The 18,193-nt window shown below is 58.3% G+C and carries 16 protein-coding genes; 5 read left to right on the plus strand and 11 right to left on the minus strand.

Annotated features, from left to right (window positions below):
- Positions 1-52 precede the first annotated feature (52 nt).
- Together PQR63_RS15870 and PQR63_RS15875 are read right to left on the minus strand one after the other, a co-directional pair.
- Positions 53-1,201, minus strand: a complete 1,149-nt coding sequence (locus tag PQR63_RS15870; protein ID WP_408168965.1) for an ABC transporter ATP-binding protein — start codon at positions 1,199-1,201, stop codon at positions 53-55.
- Between the two features lie 2 nt (positions 1,202-1,203).
- Positions 1,204-2,088: a DeoR/GlpR family DNA-binding transcription regulator gene (locus PQR63_RS15875; protein WP_408168966.1), complete on the minus strand. Its 885-nt coding sequence runs from the start codon at positions 2,086-2,088 to the stop codon at positions 1,204-1,206.
- A 210-nt stretch (positions 2,089-2,298) separates the two neighbouring features.
- Between PQR63_RS15875 and PQR63_RS15880 the strand changes: the two genes are divergently transcribed.
- Both PQR63_RS15880 and PQR63_RS15885 read left to right on the plus strand, forming a co-directional pair.
- Complete coding sequence (locus tag PQR63_RS15880) at positions 2,299-3,498, plus strand: porin (protein ID WP_408168967.1); 1,200 nt, start codon at positions 2,299-2,301, stop codon at positions 3,496-3,498.
- A gap of 29 nt (positions 3,499-3,527) precedes the next feature.
- Positions 3,528-4,442 carry a glycerophosphodiester phosphodiesterase family protein gene (locus PQR63_RS15885; protein WP_408168968.1) on the plus strand — a complete coding sequence of 305 codons (915 nt, stop codon included), beginning with the start codon at positions 3,528-3,530 and terminating at the stop codon, positions 4,440-4,442.
- A 67-nt stretch (positions 4,443-4,509) separates the two neighbouring features.
- Here PQR63_RS15885 and PQR63_RS15890 read toward each other — a convergent pair whose 3' ends face one another.
- Both PQR63_RS15890 and PQR63_RS15895 read right to left on the minus strand, forming a co-directional pair.
- Entirely contained in the window at positions 4,510-5,808 is a 1,299-nt protein-coding gene (locus tag PQR63_RS15890) for an MFS transporter (RefSeq protein WP_408168969.1), read from the minus strand.
- 161 nt (positions 5,809-5,969) lie between these two features.
- A complete protein-coding gene (locus PQR63_RS15895) occupies positions 5,970-6,761 on the minus strand; it encodes a substrate-binding domain-containing protein (RefSeq protein WP_408168970.1) in 792 nt (263 codons plus the stop codon).
- 240 nt (positions 6,762-7,001) lie between these two features.
- Here PQR63_RS15895 and PQR63_RS15900 point away from each other — a divergent pair, with 240 nt between their 5' ends.
- Complete coding sequence (locus PQR63_RS15900) at positions 7,002-7,913, plus strand: LysR family transcriptional regulator (protein WP_408168971.1); 912 nt, start codon at positions 7,002-7,004, stop codon at positions 7,911-7,913.
- A 109-nt stretch (positions 7,914-8,022) separates the two neighbouring features.
- On the opposite strand, the gene PQR63_RS15905 is transcribed toward PQR63_RS15900, so the two are convergent.
- The 7 genes from PQR63_RS15905 to PQR63_RS15935 form a co-directional block, all read right to left on the minus strand.
- Positions 8,023-9,033: an SIS domain-containing protein gene (locus PQR63_RS15905; RefSeq protein WP_408169100.1), complete on the minus strand. Its 1,011-nt coding sequence runs from the start codon at positions 9,031-9,033 to the stop codon at positions 8,023-8,025.
- Positions 9,026-10,180 (minus strand): N-acetylglucosamine-6-phosphate deacetylase, encoded by a 1,155-nt coding sequence (nagA, locus tag PQR63_RS15910; protein WP_408168972.1) that lies wholly within the window; start codon positions 10,178-10,180, stop codon positions 9,026-9,028. Before nagA ends, PQR63_RS15905 begins: the two co-directional genes overlap by 8 nt.
- A gap of 11 nt (positions 10,181-10,191) precedes the next feature.
- Positions 10,192-11,103: a glucosamine kinase nucleotide-binding domain-containing protein gene (locus tag PQR63_RS15915; protein ID WP_408168973.1), complete on the minus strand. Its 912-nt coding sequence runs from the start codon at positions 11,101-11,103 to the stop codon at positions 10,192-10,194.
- Positions 11,104-11,131: 28 nt separating this feature from the next.
- Entirely contained in the window at positions 11,132-12,277 is a 1,146-nt protein-coding gene (locus PQR63_RS15920) for an ABC transporter ATP-binding protein (RefSeq protein ID WP_408168974.1), read from the minus strand.
- 22 nt (positions 12,278-12,299) lie between these two features.
- A complete protein-coding gene (locus tag PQR63_RS15925) occupies positions 12,300-13,244 on the minus strand; it encodes a carbohydrate ABC transporter permease (RefSeq protein WP_408168975.1) in 945 nt (314 codons plus the stop codon).
- Between the two features lie 9 nt (positions 13,245-13,253).
- Positions 13,254-14,168, minus strand: coding sequence for a carbohydrate ABC transporter permease (locus tag PQR63_RS15930; protein WP_408168976.1), 915 nt, complete (start codon positions 14,166-14,168; stop codon positions 13,254-13,256).
- 249 nt (positions 14,169-14,417) lie between these two features.
- Positions 14,418-15,689: an ABC transporter substrate-binding protein gene (locus tag PQR63_RS15935; protein ID WP_408168977.1), complete on the minus strand. Its 1,272-nt coding sequence runs from the start codon at positions 15,687-15,689 to the stop codon at positions 14,418-14,420.
- 434 nt (positions 15,690-16,123) lie between these two features.
- On the opposite strand from PQR63_RS15935, the gene PQR63_RS15940 reads away from it, so the two are divergent.
- The gene (locus PQR63_RS15940) at positions 16,124-17,443 is read left to right on the plus strand and encodes an ABC transporter substrate-binding protein (protein WP_408168978.1); all 1,320 of its coding nucleotides are present in this window, start codon (positions 16,124-16,126) and stop codon (positions 17,441-17,443) included.
- Between the two features lie 36 nt (positions 17,444-17,479).
- Complete coding sequence (locus tag PQR63_RS15945) at positions 17,480-18,193, plus strand: response regulator (protein ID WP_007883659.1); 714 nt, start codon at positions 17,480-17,482, stop codon at positions 18,191-18,193.

An 18,193-nucleotide genomic window follows, 5' to 3' on the forward strand; every position in this document is an offset into this window, starting at 1 on the left:
TGTGGGGGAGGTTCATGTTGAAAAGCACGGGATAAATTCGGGTGACTTCCAGTTACAGCGCCGCTGCGCGTGGCTGCAAGCTGTGGACGTTCGATGTGTCGGCCGTCAGAAATGCAGGCACGGGCGAAGGTGCCGGTACCGGTGAAAGACGGCGTCCGTCATCGGCAGCAAAAACATGCGCGTCTACCGGATCCCAGCCGAGGCCGACGCGGTCGCCGAGTTTCAGCAGACTCTTTTCCGGGCTGCGTACGATGATGGCGTCGCCGCCCGGCAGATCGAGATAGATGTAGGATTCCGCACCCTGAAATTCGACGCCGGTAACCGTACCGAAGAACTCGGTGGACGATGGCGCCACAATGCGGAAATGTTCGGGGCGTACGCCGATCAACTGTTTTTCTTGCCCGGTGCCGACCGGGATCACGCTTGCGCGCAGTGCAGCAGGCAGCTTTTCTGCATCCATCAGCATCATCGGCGGGCTGCCGATGAACGCCGCAGAGAACGCGCTCGACGGTGTTTCATACAGTTCTGCCGGGGTGCCGCTTTGTACGATGCTACCTGCGTTCATCAGGACGATTTTGTCGGCCATGCCCATGGCTTCGGTCTGATCGTGCGTGACATAGACGACGGTCATGTTCAGGCGTTGCTGCAAGGCGCGGATTTCGTGGCGCACGGAATGGCGCAGCTTGGCATCGAGATTGGACAGCGGCTCGTCCATCAGGCAGATCGAATGACCGGCGACGATGGCGCGTGCCAGCGCCACGCGCTGACGTTGTCCGCCGGACAGTTGCGCCGGCTTGCGTTGCTCCAGCCCCTGCAGGTTCGTCAACTCCAGAGCATCCAACAGACGCTGGCGGCGTTCTGCCGCATGCACACCGCGCACCTGCATGCCGAAACAGATGTTTTCAGCAACGCTCAGATGCGGGAACAGTGCATACGACTGAAACACCATCGACAGGCCGCGTGCCGAAGGCGTTGCAGTGGTCACGTCCTTTCCGTCGATCTCTACACTGCCGCTGTCGGGCGTTTCGAGACCTGCGAGCAAGCGCAGCAACGTTGATTTTCCACAGCCTGAAGGGCCGAGCAGTGCGACCAGCTGGCCGCGTTCAAACTCAAGGTCGAGCGATTTGATGACCTGGTGCGCACCCCAGGATTTGCTGATGCCTGAGAGACGGATGGCGATATCGTTTTTTTCGTTTTGCATAGTCATTTTCCTGCTGCGATGGCCGCGTCATTGGTCATGGCGAATTCGCGTTCTTCTGCGTTGCTGTCGGATTGCGAAGTCACGACGACGCGCGTGTTACCGGCCAGCATGGCGGCCAGGTTCGAGGTCAGGGGACTGTCGGTGACGAGGATGTCGGGGTCGGACAAATGGCCGCCGCGCACCGGCGCCTGACGGCCGAATTTGGAGTTGTCGGTGACCAGAATCTGGGTGCGGCAGCTTTCGCGCAATGCCTGGCGCGAGCTTGATTCCATGCGGTCAAAGTCGAGCAGCGTGCCATCGGTGTCAACACCGCCGACGCCATAGATGCCGAAGTCCGCACGAAAATTGCGGAACAATTTATCGGCATCGTTGCCAAGGATTTCCGGATTGGGAAATCGCAAAGTCCCTCCCGGCACGATGACCTGGTTGTTCTGATTGGTTGACAAGGCCAGCGCTGCACGCAGGTTGTTGGTGATGACGGTGAGATGGTCGTGCTTGGCCAATGCCAGCGCAACTTGTTCTGGTGTGGTGCCGATGCCGATCAGCACGCTGCACGAGTTGGGGATCAGCTTGGCGACCGCAGCACCGATCTCGGCTTTTTGTTCGAGATTGTTGATGCGTCGCATGTCATAAGGCTGGTTGCGCGCAGACAAAATCAGCTCGGCGCCGCCATGTCGCCGACGCAGGATATCGGCATCGCACAAGGCGTTGATGTCGCGACGAATGGTTTGCGTCGTGACGGCGAAATGCTCTGCCAATGACTCCATCGTCATGAAGCCGTGCTGGCGGAACAGCGCAATGATTTCGTTATGCCGCAGCGAAGCAGGCTTGATGACGGGCTTTCCTTCTGGCTTGGAGCTGAGATTGTTTGCAGGATTCGCCGGCATGTTCACTTATCCATTCACTCGTTCATTTGAAAACGTTGTGAATGTTATCGGGCGATTGTTACGGGATCGTGACCTTGTTGATGTTCATATGAACGTCATTTGTCTTTCACATAATCACAACGTCATGGCGATGTCATATATCGGAGGCATAGTTCGCAGCGTTTCATCACTGCTCGCAATTTCCCTTTTCAACTTTCCTGAAAACCATTCATGAAAAAATATGCTCTCGCCATTTCGCTCTCCGCCGCAGGCCTGTCCGTCGCGGGAGGCGCCTATGCGCAAACCAACGTCGCCTCATCGGGCGTCACCATCTACGGGATCATCAATCCCAGCCTGACCTACACCGACAAGGTCGCCAACGCTACGTCAGCCAATCCAACCAGCACCGGTTCACGTCTGAGCATGGACACCGCCGTCGCGCAAGGTTCGCGCATCGGCTTCAAGGGTGTGGAAGATCTGGGTGATGGACTGAAAGCACTGTTCACATTGGAGAACGGCTTCAACGCCGACACCGGCCAGTTGGCGCAAGGCGGTCTGTTCTTCGGCCGTACTGCCATCATCGGTTTGTCGGGCAGGGCCGGTACCATTTATCTCGGTCGCCAGAAGGATTACATCGATGACCTCGCTCCTTACAACGGCGCGCTGGATTTCGGCAGCTTGGTCAACAACATCCACGCATTGAATCTGGATCGCACGCAAGGTTCGCGCGTCAACAACTCGTTACGCTATAACTCGCCGGTGATGGGCGGTGTCACATTGAGCGCCTTGTACGGTTTCGGCGAGCAGGCCGGATCGACTGGCGCCGGTCAATCTTTCGGCGTGGGCGGTAGCTACAACAACGGTCCGTTGTCGTTTGGCGCTGCGTATTTCCAGAACAAGCTGACGGCCAACAATACCTTCACCGGTTCCAGCGACTCCGGTATTGCACCGGGCGCCACCACCGGCAGCATTGCCAGCACCTCGCTCAAGACTTTCCTGATCGGTGGTTCGTACAAACTCGGTGATGTGCGCATGTACGGTTCGTACTCGCAGGTCAAGCAACCGCTGGCGGTTGCCGCCGGTACAGTAATGACTGGTTTCACCGGCGCGACAGGCGCGGCCTTTACGTTTGGCGGCGTCAATAACAGCAAGGTCGATCTGATCGACTTCGGCGTCAACTACAACGTCACGCCGACCACACAACTGCTCGCCAACTTCGTCGGTACGCGCTCCAAGTTTGTCGGCGCCAAAGACGGCAAGGCCTCGCAGGTGTCGCTGGGCGTGGACTATTTCCTCTCCAAACGCACGGATGTGTATCTGTTCTACGCAAACATTCGTTCGTCGGACATGTTCAATCCAGGCTTGTACGTTGCGCCGGGCGGCACCAATACCCAGAACGTCCTGACGGCCGGTATCCGTCACAAGTTCTGATCGGCTTGTTCGCCTACAAGGAGAAACAGATGAACATAGTTAACAACGGATTGAGACTTGCTGTCTGCGCCGCGCTCTTGAGCGTATCGCTGGCGGTCAGTGCCGACCCGCTGATTGCCGCGCATCGGGGCGGTACCGGTGACGGTCCGGAAAATACAATCCCCACGCTGCAGAATTCACTCAAGCATGGCGCGGATATTTTGTGGATGACGGTGCAGGTGTCCAGTGATGGCATTCCGGTGCTGTATCGTCCGGCCGACGTTGCGGCGCTGACCGACGGTAAAGGCGTGGTCAATAGCTTGACCGCAGCACAACTGACTGCACTTAATGCCGGCTATATGTACAGCGCGACAGACGCTGCCGGAAACAAGAGCTATCCCTATCGCCAGCATCCGGTGAAGGTACCCACCTTGCGTGACGCATTGCGTGCAGTGCCTGCGTCGGTGCCGATCATGATCGACATGAAGCAGCTGCCTGCTGAAGTGCTCGTGAATGCGGTCGCCAAAGTCATTGAGGAAGAAAACGCATGGCAACGCGTGCGCTTTTATTCCACGGATGCTGATGTGATCGCGCTGATGGCAAAGCAGCCGAAGGCGCAGGTGTTCGAATCGCGCGACGCCACACGCGACCGCCTGGCACGCATCGCGCTCAACGGAGGTGCTTGCGACATGCCGCCAGCAGCGGGTACGTGGTCGGGTATCGAGCTGGAGCGCAAGGTCACCGTGGTGGAGAAGTTCACCCTCGGTGAGGGCGTCTCAGAAGTGGTAGCGCACTGGTGGACACCGGCGGCGATGAAATGCTTCAAGAGTAATCCCGGCACCAGAGTAATGGTGTTCGGCGTTGACTCAGCGGCGGCCTATCGCAGCGCGCAGCAGTTGGGTGTGGATGTGGTGATGACGGATTCGCCGTTGAGGATGAAGGCGTTACGCGAATCTGCCAAATAGGCGGCAGCAGACGTAAAAAAGCGGGAAGGGCGCAAGCCGCTTCCCGCTTTTCTTTTGTACTGATCGATCAGGCAGCCAGCGGTACAGCCAGCGACTTTTTACGATACAGAATCAATGTTGCGATCAGACCGCAGACGGCAGCGAAGCTCATCCACAGGCCAGGCGCAGCCTTGTCATGCGTCAGTTCGATCAGGCCGGTGGCGATCGCCGGTGTGAAGCCGCCGAAGATCGCTGTCGCCAGGCTGTATGCCAGCGAGAAGCCGGCGGTACGCACATCGACCGGCATCACTTCGGTCAGCGCCACGACCATCGCGCCGTTGTAGCTGGCGTAGAGGAAGGACAGCCACAGTTCCACGATCAGCATCTTGCCGAAGGTAGCGTCGCCAACCAGCCAGGTCATTGCCGGGTATGCGGTCAGGATGGTCAGTACGGTGAACACCAGCAGCAAAGGACGACGACCGATACGGTCGGACAGCGCGCCCATTACCGGCAACCAGATGAAGTTGGAGATACCGACGCAGAAGGTGACGATCAGCGCGCTTTCGGTGCTCAGTTTGAGCACGTTCTTGCCGAAGGTCGGTGTGTAGACGGTGATCAGGTAGAACGAGACCGTGGTCATCGAGACCAGCATCATGCCGGCGACGATCAGCTTCCAATTTTCCAGCATCGAGCGGAAGATTTCGTTCAGGTTAGGCTTGCGCTTCCGAGCCATGAATTCTTCAGTCTCTTGCAGCGAGCGGCGAATGACGAACAGCACCGGCACGATCAGGCAGCCGATGAAGAACGGGACGCGCCAGCCCCAGTCACCGACCTGATCCTTGGTCAGCCACATGTTCAGGCCGTAGCCGATAGCGGCAGCCACGATGATGGCGACTTGCTGGCTGGCGGACTGCCAGCTCACATAGAAACCCTTGCGGCCCGGTGTTGCCATTTCAGCCAGATAGACCGATACGCCACCCAGTTCGACACCTGCAGAGAATCCTTGTAGCAAGCGGCCGATCAGCACCAGCGCGGGTGCCAGCAGACCGATGCTCGCATAGCCCGGCACGAAGGCGATCAGCATGGTACCGAGAGCCATCAATGCCAGAGTGACGATCAGACCCTGACGACGGCCGACACGGTCAACGTAAGCGCCGAGAATGATCGCGCCCAATGGACGCATCAGGAAGCCGGCGCCGAAGGTCATAAAGGTCAGCATCAGCGAAGCGAATTCATCACCGGCCGGGAAAAAGGCCTTCGAGATATAGCTGGCGTAAAAACCGAAGAGGAAAAAGTCGAACATTTCCATGAAATTGCCACTGGTGACGCGTAATACAGTGACGAATTTCGAGGACGATGCAGATGACTGAGATGTTTGAGATGTCATGGTTTGTCTCTCTCTACCCGAGGTGATCAGGTTATGTGTTTTCTGAACAGTGCGTGCGACGCGGATTTTTTGTTATTGAGCGTCGGCGGAGCGCAGTCTATCGCAACCAAAGGAAGCATAGCTTTCTAACAGCTTTCATGTTGCGTTTATTTTATGCGTTGCTATTTGGATAAGGATGGCAAGGAATCCAGGCCGCTTTTGTTGACTTCCGGCGCTGCCTCGGGCGATGCCAGGAAGCGGATCAGTTGCCGCGCCTCGTCAGGATGTTGCGCACCGGTGGGGATGCCTGCGGCAAACACGGTGACGCTTTGCAGCGACTCCGGAATTTTGCCGACAAAGTCGGCGCCAGCAACTGGCAACAGCTCGCTGACCTGCTGGAAGCCGAGCTCGTAGTCGCCACTGGCAATTACACCGGCGACCGGAATTTTGGGAATCATCTTCGCCTTGCCTTTGACTTGATCTTCGATACCGAGTTTTTTGAACAATTCACGCTCTATATAGACACCGCTGGCGCTGTCCGAATACGCGATCGATTTCGCTTGCAGCAAGGTTTTCTTGAGTGCTTCAGGAGTACTGATGTCCGGTTTGGCGCTGCCGGCGCGTACGACCATGCCGATGCGCGAATCGGCGAGCGCGGCGCGGCTACCGGGAATAACCTTGCCCTGTTTGATCAGCTCGTCCAGTGCGTAGCCGACCATGATCACGACGTCGGCTGGTTCGCCGCGTTGCAGGCGATTGGGGATAGCTTCGGGTGCGGCCCCCATGGATGGGCCCCAGGCAGTCGACAAGGTATTACCGGTGGCTTGCTCAAACTTGGGCGCAAGCGCTTTATATGCTGCGGTAAAGCCGCCCGAGTTCATGACCTTGAGTTCTGCGGACCAGCTGCTTACTGACAATGTGCTGACAATAATTGTCAGGCAGAAAATGATAAATGGGCGGCGCGTGATGAGCATGATGTTCTCAGTCCTGATTGAAGTATTGTCTCTGGTCGTTATTGTTTTTACGCAGCCTGCATTGCAGCGCCGTGCCAGTGAATAGTATTGAGTATTCCCGATCTTTCCCGATTTTTCACGTCGGAGCGGGAATCAAGAACGCGATTCTTGCAAATAGAATTGATAAAGTAAAATGCATAATTTAGTAATATTGATTCGTTATAGACATCAATAAGATTTGATTTTTATTCAAGGTCACGCATGAAACAACTCCGTTTCGATATCGCCGACTTGCAGGCAATGGTCGCCGTCGTGGAGCGTGGTGGATTTCGCGCTGCGGCAAGCGCCATCAATTTGTCGCAGCCGGCCTTGTCGCGTCGCATCGACAAGCTGGAAGATGCGCTTAATGTCAGATTGTTCGAACGCACCACGCGCCGCGTGGCAATGACGGTGGTGGGGCGCGAGTTCTATATAAAGGCGCAGGAAATTCTCGCCAATGTCGAAAGCTCCTTACTGAGCATTAGCGACATTGCCGCCAGTTCCGGCGGCGAAGTGACCATTGCTTGTGTGCCATCGATGGCGTATCACTATTTGCCGCCGGTGATCAAACAGTTCAATGCTCTCTATCCGAATATCCGCATCAAGGTGATTGATGAGGGCGCCAACGAAGTGCTTAACGGTGTTTTGCGCGGTGAAGCCGATTTCGGGATCAACTTCATTGGCGCACAGCAGGCTGACATCGATTTTGAAGAGATCATGAGCGAGCGTTTTGTACTGGCTTGTCTGCATGATCATCCTCTGGCACAACGGCGCTCAGTGAAATGGCGTGAGATCGACAAATATCCCTATGTGGCAGTAGCTCGCTCCAGCGGTAACCGGCTCCTGCTGGACCAGGCTCTGGCGGCGACGGACGTGCGTCCGAGCGCGGTCTATGAAGTGCGCCACGTCGCGACTTCATTAGCCTGGGTCGCTGCTGGCCTGGGTATCGCTGCAGTGCCTCACCTGGCGATGCCGACCGAACATGACTCGCCGTTGAAAGCTATCCCGCTGGTGGAACCCAAGGTGGAGCGCACCCTCGGGCTGATCCGTAAAAAAGGACGGAAGCTGTCTTCGAGCGCGCAGCATTTGTATGACGCGCTTAAAAATAAACCGCCCAGACCTTTTCAGGCATAGGCGGCAAGATACGACAGGGGAAGAACTGTTTTTCTTGGCTTCGTTTGTCTCCTCAGCCCCGAGCTTATTGCTTCAATTTCATCAATCGCACTTCATTAACGTGCCTTGGTCAACTTGTTTTTGTCACCTTGCTCAGATGACGCGGCTTGTCCGGATCCATGCCGCGCGCGACCGCCAGCTGTGCCGCCATCACGTAGAAAGCCTGAATCGCGACGATGGGATCGAGATCCGGCGTGACGGCTGTCGGTAAGGTCAGATCCCGTTCGGCCACATCGTCCGGTGCTGCCAGCAAAACCTTCGCGCCGCGCTGGCGCATCTCCGCGGCCAGTTGCAACATGCCGGCCTGTGTCGGGCCGCGCGTGGCAAACATCAGCAATGGATAGCCTTCGTTGATCAATGCCATCGGGCCGTGTTTGATTTCCGCGCCGCTGAATGCTTCAGCCTGGATGGCGGAGGTCTCCTTGAATTTCAATGCTGCTTCCAGCGCCAGCGGGAAACCGATACCGCGACCGACGACCATGATGCTGCTGGCCGGCGCCAGTACGTCGATGGCTTTTGACCAGTCGCTGTCGGCAGCGCGTTGCAATGAATCCGGCAGGCTTTCCAGCGCCTTCAGGAAATTGGCGTCGTCTTGCCAGTGACCTGCAAACATGGCGCCGGCAACCAGGCTGGCGATGAAGCTTTTGGTCGCGGCGACGCTGAGTTCAGGGCCGGCGCGTAGCGGGATGGACCACTCGGCTGCCTTCGCCAATGGCGATTCGGCGTCGTTGACCAGCGCCAGCGTGGTGGCACCGCCGTCGCGGAAATAACGAATGGGTTCGATCACGTCGGGGCTTTGGCCCGATTGCGAGATGGCGATGGCCAGTCGATCGCGGGCAATCAGCGGCGCCTTGTTGAGCGTCACCAGCGACATCGGCAGCGAAGCGACGATGTGGCCCAGGCGTGCCATGGTGAGGTAGGCGCAATAGCTGGCGGCGTGGTCGGAACTGCCGCGCGCCACGGTGACGATGCCTGACGGTGGCGCGGCGCGCAGCCAGCGGCCCAGTTCGGCATAGCGGCCGTGGTCTTGCGCGAGCTGGTCGGCAACGTGCGTGCCGGCCGAGCGCGCCTCCTTAAGCATGAGCGAGGTCAATCTTTTCTCCTTCTACGTAGACTTCTTTTAATTTGAACTGGCGATCGAACACCAGGATGTCGGCAAAGCAGCCGGGCTTGAGGCGGCCGCGTTCCTTGACGCCGAGATAGTCGGCCGGATAGGTCGACGTGCGCAGGGAGGCTTCGGAGACGTCGAGGCCCATGGCGATCAGATTGCGCAGCGCCTGATCCATGGTCAGCGTGCTGCCGGCCAGCGTGCCGTCGGCGAGGCGCACGCCGCCTGCGCATTTGTGGACGACCTGGCGGCCCAACGTGTAGTCGCCGTCAGGCATGCCGGCAGCGGCGGTGGAGTCAGTAACGCAATACAGGCGCGGAATGGCGCGCAAGGCTGCGCGAATCGCGCCCGGATGCACATGCAGCATGTCGGGAATCAGTTCGGCGTATTCGGCATGCGCCATCGCCGCACCGGCCATGCCGGGTTCGCGATGATGAAAGCCGCTCATGGCGTTGAACAGATGGGTAAAGCCTGCCGCGCCGTTCTTGAGCGCGGCGACGCCGTCGTCGTAGGTGCCCAACGTATGGCCGATCTGCACCAGCATGCCGGCGGTAGTCAGGGTACGCACCAGTTCCAGATGGCCATCGATTTCAGGCGCGATGGTGATCAGTTTGATCGGGGCGAAACTGGCCAGCCAGTCGACTTGCTCCAGCGTCGCTTCGACGGCGAAGTCGGGTTGCGCGCCGAGTTTGCCGGGATTGATATAGGGGCCTTCAAGATGTACACCGAGGATGCGGGCGCGGCCGCTGCCTGGTTCGCGCTTGCGGCTGGCGCTGCCAATGGCTTTGAGCGCAACTTCCAGTTCTTCCAGCGGCGCGGTCATGGTGGTGGCGAGCAGGCTGGTGGTGCCGTGCCGCGCATGCAGGCGCGCGATGACATCGACGGCGTCGCCGCCTTCCATGATGTCCTTGCCGCCACCGCCATGCACGTGTAGATCGATGAAGCCGGGCAGGATGTAATCGCCGTCGTTGGCATACGGTGAACCGTCGACCGGCTCATGATCAAGCGCATGGCCATCGATATTGCAGATCAGGTCGCCGAAGTTGATGGCGCCGTTGATCCAGCCATGCGGCGTGAGGACGTTGCCGCGGACTTGGGTAATGGAGGACGTGGAGGACATGGTTTTCTCCGTTAAGAAAGTATCAGGCTCTTGCGCACCAGCAGCAAAGCGCCGTCGGCGGAATCCGCCAATGGCGGCGTGATGCGCTGTTGCAGCGCCGGTGAAAAATAAGTTTGCAGAGCGGCCGCCAGACCACCGCACAGCGCCAGCGGCAACTGCTGCTCGGGATCAAGCGTCGCGGCCATCAGCTCGAGTTCGGCAGCAGCTTGGACGAGGATGTTACGGGCAGCGGGATCGTTGTCTGCATGCGCGATCACCAATCGCGCCAGCCGGGCGAAGGCTGCCTGATCGGCCTGCGAAAGCCAGTCGAGTACGACGTCACGCTCCGCGCGTCCGGGCATATTGCTGGCGCCGTCGGTCTCGCAAAACGCCACTGTGGCGGCCGACAGCGCGCCATGCGGCGCACGGCCGTCGACGACGTGTTGCACGTGGTTGATGGCGCGCAAGCCCATCCATGCGCCGCTGGCGTCGTCGCCGGAAGGAAAGCCCCAGCCATCCACCACGCGTTCGCTGCCGTCTGCATACAAGGCCACGCCGATGGTGCCGGTGCCGACCGCAATGATGGCGCCGGTCTTGCCCTGATGTGCACCGAGCAAAGTCGTGGTGGCGTCGCTTGCCAATTGTAGTGCACCGAACGCGGGGGCTTTGGCGCGAAAATCCTCTGCCCATTGCGCCACATTGAATCCGGCCACGCCCATGCCAGCCGCCAGTTTCCTGAATGGCGGCATGGCCACCCCTGCGTTCGAAAAGGCTCTTTGCAGCGTCGTCAGGATGGCGTCCCAGGCAGTTGCTGCGCCATTGCGCAGCGCCGAGCCGGCGCCGACTGCTTCGCCCAGCAAGCTGCCGTCGGCACGAACGACGCGCACCAGTGTCTTGGTGCCGCCGCCATCCACGCCGATCAGATAGTCATACGCCTGGTCCATGCATTGCTCCGTTGTTGGTTCTGTGCGATCAATGCTGAGTCGGTTGGCGAGACGACACCAGATTTCCCGGCTTCAGGCGGCGGAATGCCTCGCCATTGGCATCGAACAGATGGAAGGCATGGCTGCCGGCCGAGAGTGCAATGCGCTCGCCGATCTCGACGTTGCGATTGCCGTCGCCGCGCACCACGATGTCTTGTCCGCTGGTGAGCGTCACGTAGATGAAGTTGGCTTCGCCCAGATGCTCCACCAGATTGACAGTGCCGTTGAAATGTTCCGAGCCGGTGGCGCCGCCAAAGCCATCCTCAAGGATGTGTTCTGCGCGCAGGCCCAGCGTGACCTTGTCGCCGGCCTTGGCCGCACCCGGCGCAACGTCGACACGTACTTGCTGGCCGCCGACGATGGCGACGTGCAGGCAATCTTCGCCCACGGCGGATACCACGCCGGGTAGCAGGTTCATCTTGGGTGAGCCGATGAAGCCGGCCACGAACAGATTCTGCGGATGCTGATACAGCTCCAATGGCGTACCGGCTTGCTGGATGTGACCGTCGTGCATGACGACGATCTTGTCGCCCAGCGTCATCGCCTCAACCTGATCATGCGTGACATAGACGATGGTGGCGGCCAGCTGCTTGTGCAGCTTGGCGATTTCCAGACGGGTCTGCACCCGCAGGGCGGCGTCGAGGTTGGACAGCGGTTCGTCGAAGAGGAACAGCTTCGGCTTGCGCACGATGGCGCGGCCGATGGCCACGCGCTGGCGCTGGCCGCCGGAGAGTTCGCGCGGTAGGCGTTCCAGCAGATGATCGATCTTGAGGATGCCGGCGGCATGGCGGATACGCTCGTCGATGTCGGCCTTGTTGCTGCCCGCGATCTTGAGACCGAAGGCCATGTTCTTGTACACGTTCATGTGCGGATAGAGCGCGTAGCTTTGAAACACCATCGCGATGCCACGCTTGGCCGGCGGCAGATGATTGACGACTTCGCCGCCGATGGCGAGTTCGCCGCCGCTGATGTCCTCAAGACCGCAGAGCATGCGCAGCAAGGTCGACTTGCCGCAGCCGGAAGGGCCGACCAGCACGCAGAATTCGCCGTCGCGGATGTCGAGGTTGAGACCGGCCAGTACATCCTGCTTGCCGTCGTAGGATTTTTTCAGTTCTTTGATGCTTACGTTTGCCATGATTTGCCTTGCGTATGTTGGATTACTTCACTGCGCCGGCCGTCAAGCCGCGGATCAACTGGCGCGAGAACAGCGTGTACAAGATCAGGATCGGGATGACCGCCATCGACAGCGCCGCCAGTACCGAATTCCAGTCGGTGGCGTACTGGCCGATGAACTGCTGCACACCAAGCGTGACGGTCTTGGTCTGATCGCCGGGCGCAAGGATCAGCGGAAACCACAGGTCGTTCCAAGCCGGGATCATCGTGAACACCGCGACGGTGGCGATGGCTGGCCGGATCAGCGGGAGGATCACCTGGAAGAAGATCTTGAACTCGCCGACGCCGTCGCAGCGCGCGGCGTCTTTCAATTCCGTCGGAATCTGGCGAATGAACTCCGACAGGATCATCACCGCCAGCGGCAGGCCTTGGGCCGTGTAGACCAGGATCAGCGCCGTACGGGTATTGATCAGATCGAGTGCCACCACCAGCTGGAGGATGGAGACCGTGCCGAGGCGGATCGGGATCATGATGCCGATGGCCATGAACAGCGTCATCAGGCGATTGCCGCGAAATTTGTATTCCGACAGCGCCCATCCCGCCATCGCGCCGAACAGGACGATCAGCAGCAGGGAGCCGAGCGTCACGATCAGACTGTTACCGAAGTACAGCAGAAAGTTGGTGTTCGATAGCACCTTGTGAAAACCGATCAGCGAGAAGGTTTCCACAGTCGGGAAGGCCAGCGGATTATCGAAGATTGCCTGGCGTGACTTGACTGAATTGATCAGGATCAGCGCAATCGGAAACAGTGCAATCACGGCGTACATACACAGCACGATGTGCACCCAGATGTGACCGGCCGGACCGAAGCTGCGCTGGATCAGTGATGGGCCGCGTCTGGTCGTCAGCTTGCCGGCATTGTTGCCCGCGTCGTCCACGTTGTCAGCGCCGTGTGTTGTCGGGGCGATGGAGGAAGAAACAGAATTCATCGCGATTCCTTAAAGCTCGTAACGGGTCAGCTTGCGCTGCACCAGATAAAAATACGTACCGACGCCGGCCAGGATCACCAGAAACATCAATGTCGCGACTGCTGCGCCCATGGTCGGGCTGCCGACTTGCGCCTGGTAGCCGAAGAAGGTGCGATAGAAGAAGGTGCCCAGCAAGTCACTGGAGTAATTCGGCCCGGCCAACGCGCCCTTGACCGAATAGATCAGATCGAAGGCATTGAAGTTGGCGACGAAGGTCAGAATGGTGACCAACCCCAGCGTCGGCCAGATCAGCGGCAGCTTGATCTGCCAGAAAATCCGCATGGCGCTGGCGCCTTCGGCATGGGCGGCTTCCAGAACTTCTTCGGGGACTGCCAGCAAGGCCGCGTAAATCAGCATCATCGGGATACCGATGTATTGCCATACCGATATCAGCGAGAGCGTGAACAGTGCGGTCGATTCCTGGCCCAAAAAGGGGGCGAAGTAATCGCCGAGACCGACCAGCGTCATGAGCTTTTCGCCGACGCCCCACAGCGGAGAAATGATTAACTGCCAGATGAAGCCGATGATCACCACCGACAACAAGGTCGGCAAGAAAATCAGAGTGCGGTAAGTACGCGCACCACGCAGGCCCTTGAGGCTGAATAACGTCGCCAGCAGCAGGCCGATGGGATTTTGCAGCAGCATGTGGATGCAGAAGAACTTGACGTTGTTCCACATCGCATTCCAGAAAGCCGTCGACCAGTCAGAGTCAAACAGGATGGTGCGATAGTTGTCGAGGCCGACAAAGCTGTGCATGCCGGCGTCGTTGGCGGTATAGAAGCCAAGGCGTAGCGTGTCCAGCAAAGGCAGGGCGCTGAACAGGGAATAGATAATGACCGCCGGCGCCAAGAAGACGACGATGTGCCAGGGACGAGCTGTTTTCACTGCAACTCCTAGTATGAAACATGCGAATCCCGGCGCAGAACGATGAAGTGTCTGGCCGGTTTAGATCTCAAATACGGTTGATGCACCGTAACCTGCTTACGATCTGTAGCGAGAGGCCATCAGCCGGTATCGGCCGGAGCACAGCTCAGTTGAAACCCTTGGAATGTACTTCAGTACATGAGGATTCCGAGCACCGCCCAAGGATTGCCATTTCGCGGATCATGGCCTCGCAGTAAGATCGTATGCAGGTTATTGCTGTGGCTTGTACCACTTGGCGAAGCCGGTCTGGATCTTGGTCGCAGCGTCCTTCGGCGTCATCTTGCCGTTCAAGACCTGGGCGTTGACGTTCCACATTTCGTTTTCCATGCTTGGCGTACCGCGGTTCAGGATCTGCGAGTTGACACGGATGGTCGACGAGCAGGACTTGCGCCAGTCGATCATCTGCTTGGCGATCGGATCCTTGACCGAGATCAGGTGGTTCGACAGCGAGAAGAAGCCGGTGACCTTGTTGGTGTAGATGTCGGCAAACTCTTGCGAGCCCAGCCATGCCAGGAACTTGTAGGCGTCTTCCTTGTTCTTGGATTTCTTGTTCACGCCCATGCCGATGTCGTTGTGGTCGGAGATGTAGCAAGCGTCGCCGGCCTTCGGCACTGGCGGCGGGAATACACCCAGTTCCAGCTTGGCGTTGGCATTGGCGTTGAAGTAGGCGATGTCCCACGAACCAGCGGCATATACAGCGCCTTGGCCGAGTGCGAACATATTCTGGCTGTCGCCGTAGGTTTGTGCCGATGCGCCCTTGGACAGAAACTTGCCGAGCTTGGCTTCATATTCCCAGGCGGCCAGGAATTGCGGGTCGGTGAACTTGGCTTTGCCGGCGATCAGCGCCTTGCGGCCGGTTTCGCCCTTCCAGTAGTTGGGGCCGACGCCGGTGAACAGCACCTGATGTGCTTCCCATTGATCAGCCGTGCCGAGCACCAGCGGGGTGTACTTGCCGCCGGCCTTGACGGTTTCCAGCAGCTTCAGGAATTCAGCTTCCGTCTTGGGTGGCTGCAGGTTCATTTCCTTGAAGATCTTCTGGTTGTACAGGAAGCCGTGCATCACGGATGCAATCGGCATACAGAAGGTGTCTTTGCCGTCATCGGTCTGCCATGCGACCTTGGACGATGCCGGGAAGGATTCCATGCCGGCCTTGCCATCCAGTTTTTCCAGATGGCCCTTGTTATAGAGCGATAGTGAGACGTCGAACGGACGGCAGGCAACCAGGTCGCCTGCGGTGCCGCCGGCCAGACGTGCGGTCAGGCTGGAGTCGTATTCGGTTGGTGCGGTCGGCGAGAATTTGACGGTGATGCCGGGGTTCTTTTTCTGGAAGGCCGGAATCAGGACGTTTTCCCACAGCGCCAGATCGTCGACGCGCCAGCTTTCAATGGTCAGCGTGCCGGCCTGCGCATTGCCGCCTGCCAGTGCGAGCAGCACGGCGCTGCTGAGGGTAGCGAGAGCGAGGGCTTTTTTTACGGTTTGCATCAAAGGTCTCCTAATGGTGTTTTTGCATTGATGGTGGGAGTTGGCCGCTCTGAGCTTCCCCAAAAAAGTCCGCAATTGCAGAGCCAGCGCCGCGACAGTAGCACCGGGGAACATGTGATGCGAGCATTTCGGATTACAGCCTGAAATACTTCTTAAGCCTTTGATTTAATTGGATAATGACAAAAACTGCAACGATGTCGGATTACATATATTTACAGAACGACGGAGGTGCTTTGCGGCTACGCCAATGGCATCGGGGCATAGGGCTTTGTAAGGAAGAGGATTGGGTAAACAGGAAACTAAATAAAACATTACATTTCTTTACAAAGCGTGAATCCAATTAATGTTCTTATCGCGTGGTGACAGTGACTTGGGCTATAGTCACACGCGCTCTGGAGACGCAAGAAAACATAATGATAAAAATGACAAGGCTCATGATGGGAGAGGCAAAGCTGCGCGCAGTGTGCGTGTTGGTGTTCGCTTTTTCTGCTCAACCGGTTTTTGCCGCGCCGCCGGTTACGCCCGTTATGCCTGCCGTATCTGCAAACAATAATCCCGGTCCCTCGCTGCAAGTGCTGCATTGGTGGACATCCGCTGGTGAACGCAAGGCCGTCGGTGTACTGATCAACAAGCTGGCTGAACAGAATATCCAATGGCGCGATTTCGCCATTCCAGGCGGTGCCGGCATCGGCGCCGGCAAGGTATTGAAAAGTATGGTGTTGGCTGGCCATGCGCCCGAAGTGACGCAGTTAAATGGCGTGATCTTCGGCGAGTGGGCCGATCTTGGCTTGCTGCTGGAACTCGATACCGTAGCGACCCAGGGTAATTGGCAAAAGCTGCTGTTTCCGACGGCATGGTCGCTGCTGAACAATCACGGTCATGTGGTTGCAGCGCCGTTGGGCATTCATCGCATCAACAATCTGTACTACAACATTGCGGTGTTCAACCGTCTGGGATTGCGCCCGCCGCGCAGTTGGGACGAGTTTGATCAGGTGGCGGCCAAGCTGAAGCAGGCCGGCATTACGCCCTTGGCCCAGAGCAGTGAATCATGGCAGGTGGCGACCTTGTTCGAAACGCTGGTGCTGGCCGAAAGCGGGCCGGCGTATTACCGCGAACTGTTCGTTGACCTTAGTCCTCGTGCCTTTGCCGATGCGCGCTTGTTGCATGCATTGAAGCGGCTGCGCAACCTCAAGCAGGTAATGCAATTGCCGGTGCGTGAGCGGGCATGGACGGAAATAGCGCATCAATTGGCCGACGGCGAAGCGGGCATGTTCATCATGGGTGACTGGGCCAAGGGAGATTTCAATGCCTGGGGCTTGAGCGCCGATCAGCAGTTCGGTTGCGCTGCCGTGCCGGGTACGGCCGATTACCATTTGTATAGCATCGACACGCTGGCGATGTTCGCCGACGACTATTCGCATCAGCCTGCACAGGAAGTGCTGGCACAAATTGCGATGTCACCGGCGGTGCAATCCGACTACAATAAATTCAAGGGTGCGATCCCGGTATGGCGTTCGCCGGACACTAGCAAGATGGACAGCTGCTCGCTCAATTCGTGGCGGACGTTCAGCAAGGGCGCCGCGTTTCAGGCTCCAAGTCTGGTACATCGCATGGCGACCGATGAAACCACCAAGGACGCCATCGTCGCCGAGCTGCGGCGATTCTTTGTCGATGACCAGATTTCCGAAGCGGAGGTGCAGCGCAAGCTGGCCTCCATCGCACGGGCACTGTCGCGCACCGGTAAAGTGGAGTAGGCAAGTCAGTCAGCCAAGTTAAGCAAACAAACAACAATGACCCGCAAAATCCTCATCGTCGACGACGACCAGAAAACCCGGACTCTCCTGAAAACCTATCTGGAGAAGAACCAGTATGAAGTGCGCCTGGCGCATAACGGCGAAGCCTTTCTGGCGGAGTTTCAACGCTACGCCGACGAACTATCGCTGGTAATCCTCGACGTCATGCTGCCGGATACCGACGGTTTTGCGCTGTGCAAGATCGTGCGGCGAAAATCGAATGTGCCGATCATCATGCTGACCGCCAGCTCGGACGAAACCGATCGCGTGGTCGGTCTGGAGCTGGGCGCCGACGACTACATCGCCAAGCCTTACAGCCCGCGTGAACTGCTGGCGCGCATCAAGGCCATCCATCGCCGCACCGGTATCGACAATGCCGCTGCGCCGCGTTTTTATCGCTTCGTCGGCTTCACCCTTGATACCGTGGAGCGCACGTTGCTCGATAGCGCCGGGCAGGTGGTGGCGTTGACGGGGATGGATTATCAGTTGCTGAAATATTTCGTCGAGCATCCCGGCGACGTATTGGATCGCAATGTTCTCAGCGAAGAAACCCGCGGCCGCGATTCCGGCCCCTTGGATCGCTCGCTTGATGTACAGATCAGCAAGCTGCGCTTGCGCCTGAACGACGGCGGCAAGCAGCCGCATCTGATCAAGACAGTGCGCGGCGCGGGTTATGTGTTCTCGGCCGATGTGACTGCGGCGTCGGTCTGA

It is taken from the genome of Herbaspirillum rhizosphaerae, from assembly GCF_046025915.1.
Lineage (GTDB): Bacteria > Pseudomonadota > Gammaproteobacteria > Burkholderiales > Burkholderiaceae_D > Herbaspirillum > Herbaspirillum rhizosphaerae_A.

Coding starts and splice junctions, on each gene's coding strand:
- PQR63_RS15870 (WP_408168965.1), bottom strand. CDS start 1,201: ATGCAAAACGAAAAAAACGATATCGCCATCCGTCTCTCAGGCATCAGC.
- PQR63_RS15875 (WP_408168966.1), bottom strand. CDS start 2,088: ATGCCGGCGAATCCTGCAAACAATCTCAGCTCCAAGCCAGAAGGAAAG.
- PQR63_RS15880 (WP_408168967.1), top strand. CDS start 2,299: ATGAAAAAATATGCTCTCGCCATTTCGCTCTCCGCCGCAGGCCTGTCC.
- PQR63_RS15885 (WP_408168968.1), top strand. CDS start 3,528: ATGAACATAGTTAACAACGGATTGAGACTTGCTGTCTGCGCCGCGCTC.
- PQR63_RS15890 (WP_408168969.1), bottom strand. CDS start 5,808: ATGACATCTCAAACATCTCAGTCATCTGCATCGTCCTCGAAATTCGTC.
- PQR63_RS15895 (WP_408168970.1), bottom strand. CDS start 6,761: ATGCTCATCACGCGCCGCCCATTTATCATTTTCTGCCTGACAATTATT.
- PQR63_RS15900 (WP_408168971.1), top strand. CDS start 7,002: ATGAAACAACTCCGTTTCGATATCGCCGACTTGCAGGCAATGGTCGCC.
- PQR63_RS15905 (WP_408169100.1), bottom strand. CDS start 9,033: ATGCTTAAGGAGGCGCGCTCGGCCGGCACGCACGTTGCCGACCAGCTC.
- nagA (WP_408168972.1), bottom strand. CDS start 10,180: ATGTCCTCCACGTCCTCCATTACCCAAGTCCGCGGCAACGTCCTCACG.
- PQR63_RS15915 (WP_408168973.1), bottom strand. CDS start 11,103: ATGGACCAGGCGTATGACTATCTGATCGGCGTGGATGGCGGCGGCACC.
- PQR63_RS15920 (WP_408168974.1), bottom strand. CDS start 12,277: ATGGCAAACGTAAGCATCAAAGAACTGAAAAAATCCTACGACGGCAAG.
- PQR63_RS15925 (WP_408168975.1), bottom strand. CDS start 13,244: ATGAATTCTGTTTCTTCCTCCATCGCCCCGACAACACACGGCGCTGAC.
- PQR63_RS15935 (WP_408168977.1), bottom strand. CDS start 15,689: ATGCAAACCGTAAAAAAAGCCCTCGCTCTCGCTACCCTCAGCAGCGCC.
- PQR63_RS15940 (WP_408168978.1), top strand. CDS start 16,124: ATGATGGGAGAGGCAAAGCTGCGCGCAGTGTGCGTGTTGGTGTTCGCT.
- PQR63_RS15945 (WP_007883659.1), top strand. CDS start 17,480: ATGACCCGCAAAATCCTCATCGTCGACGACGACCAGAAAACCCGGACT.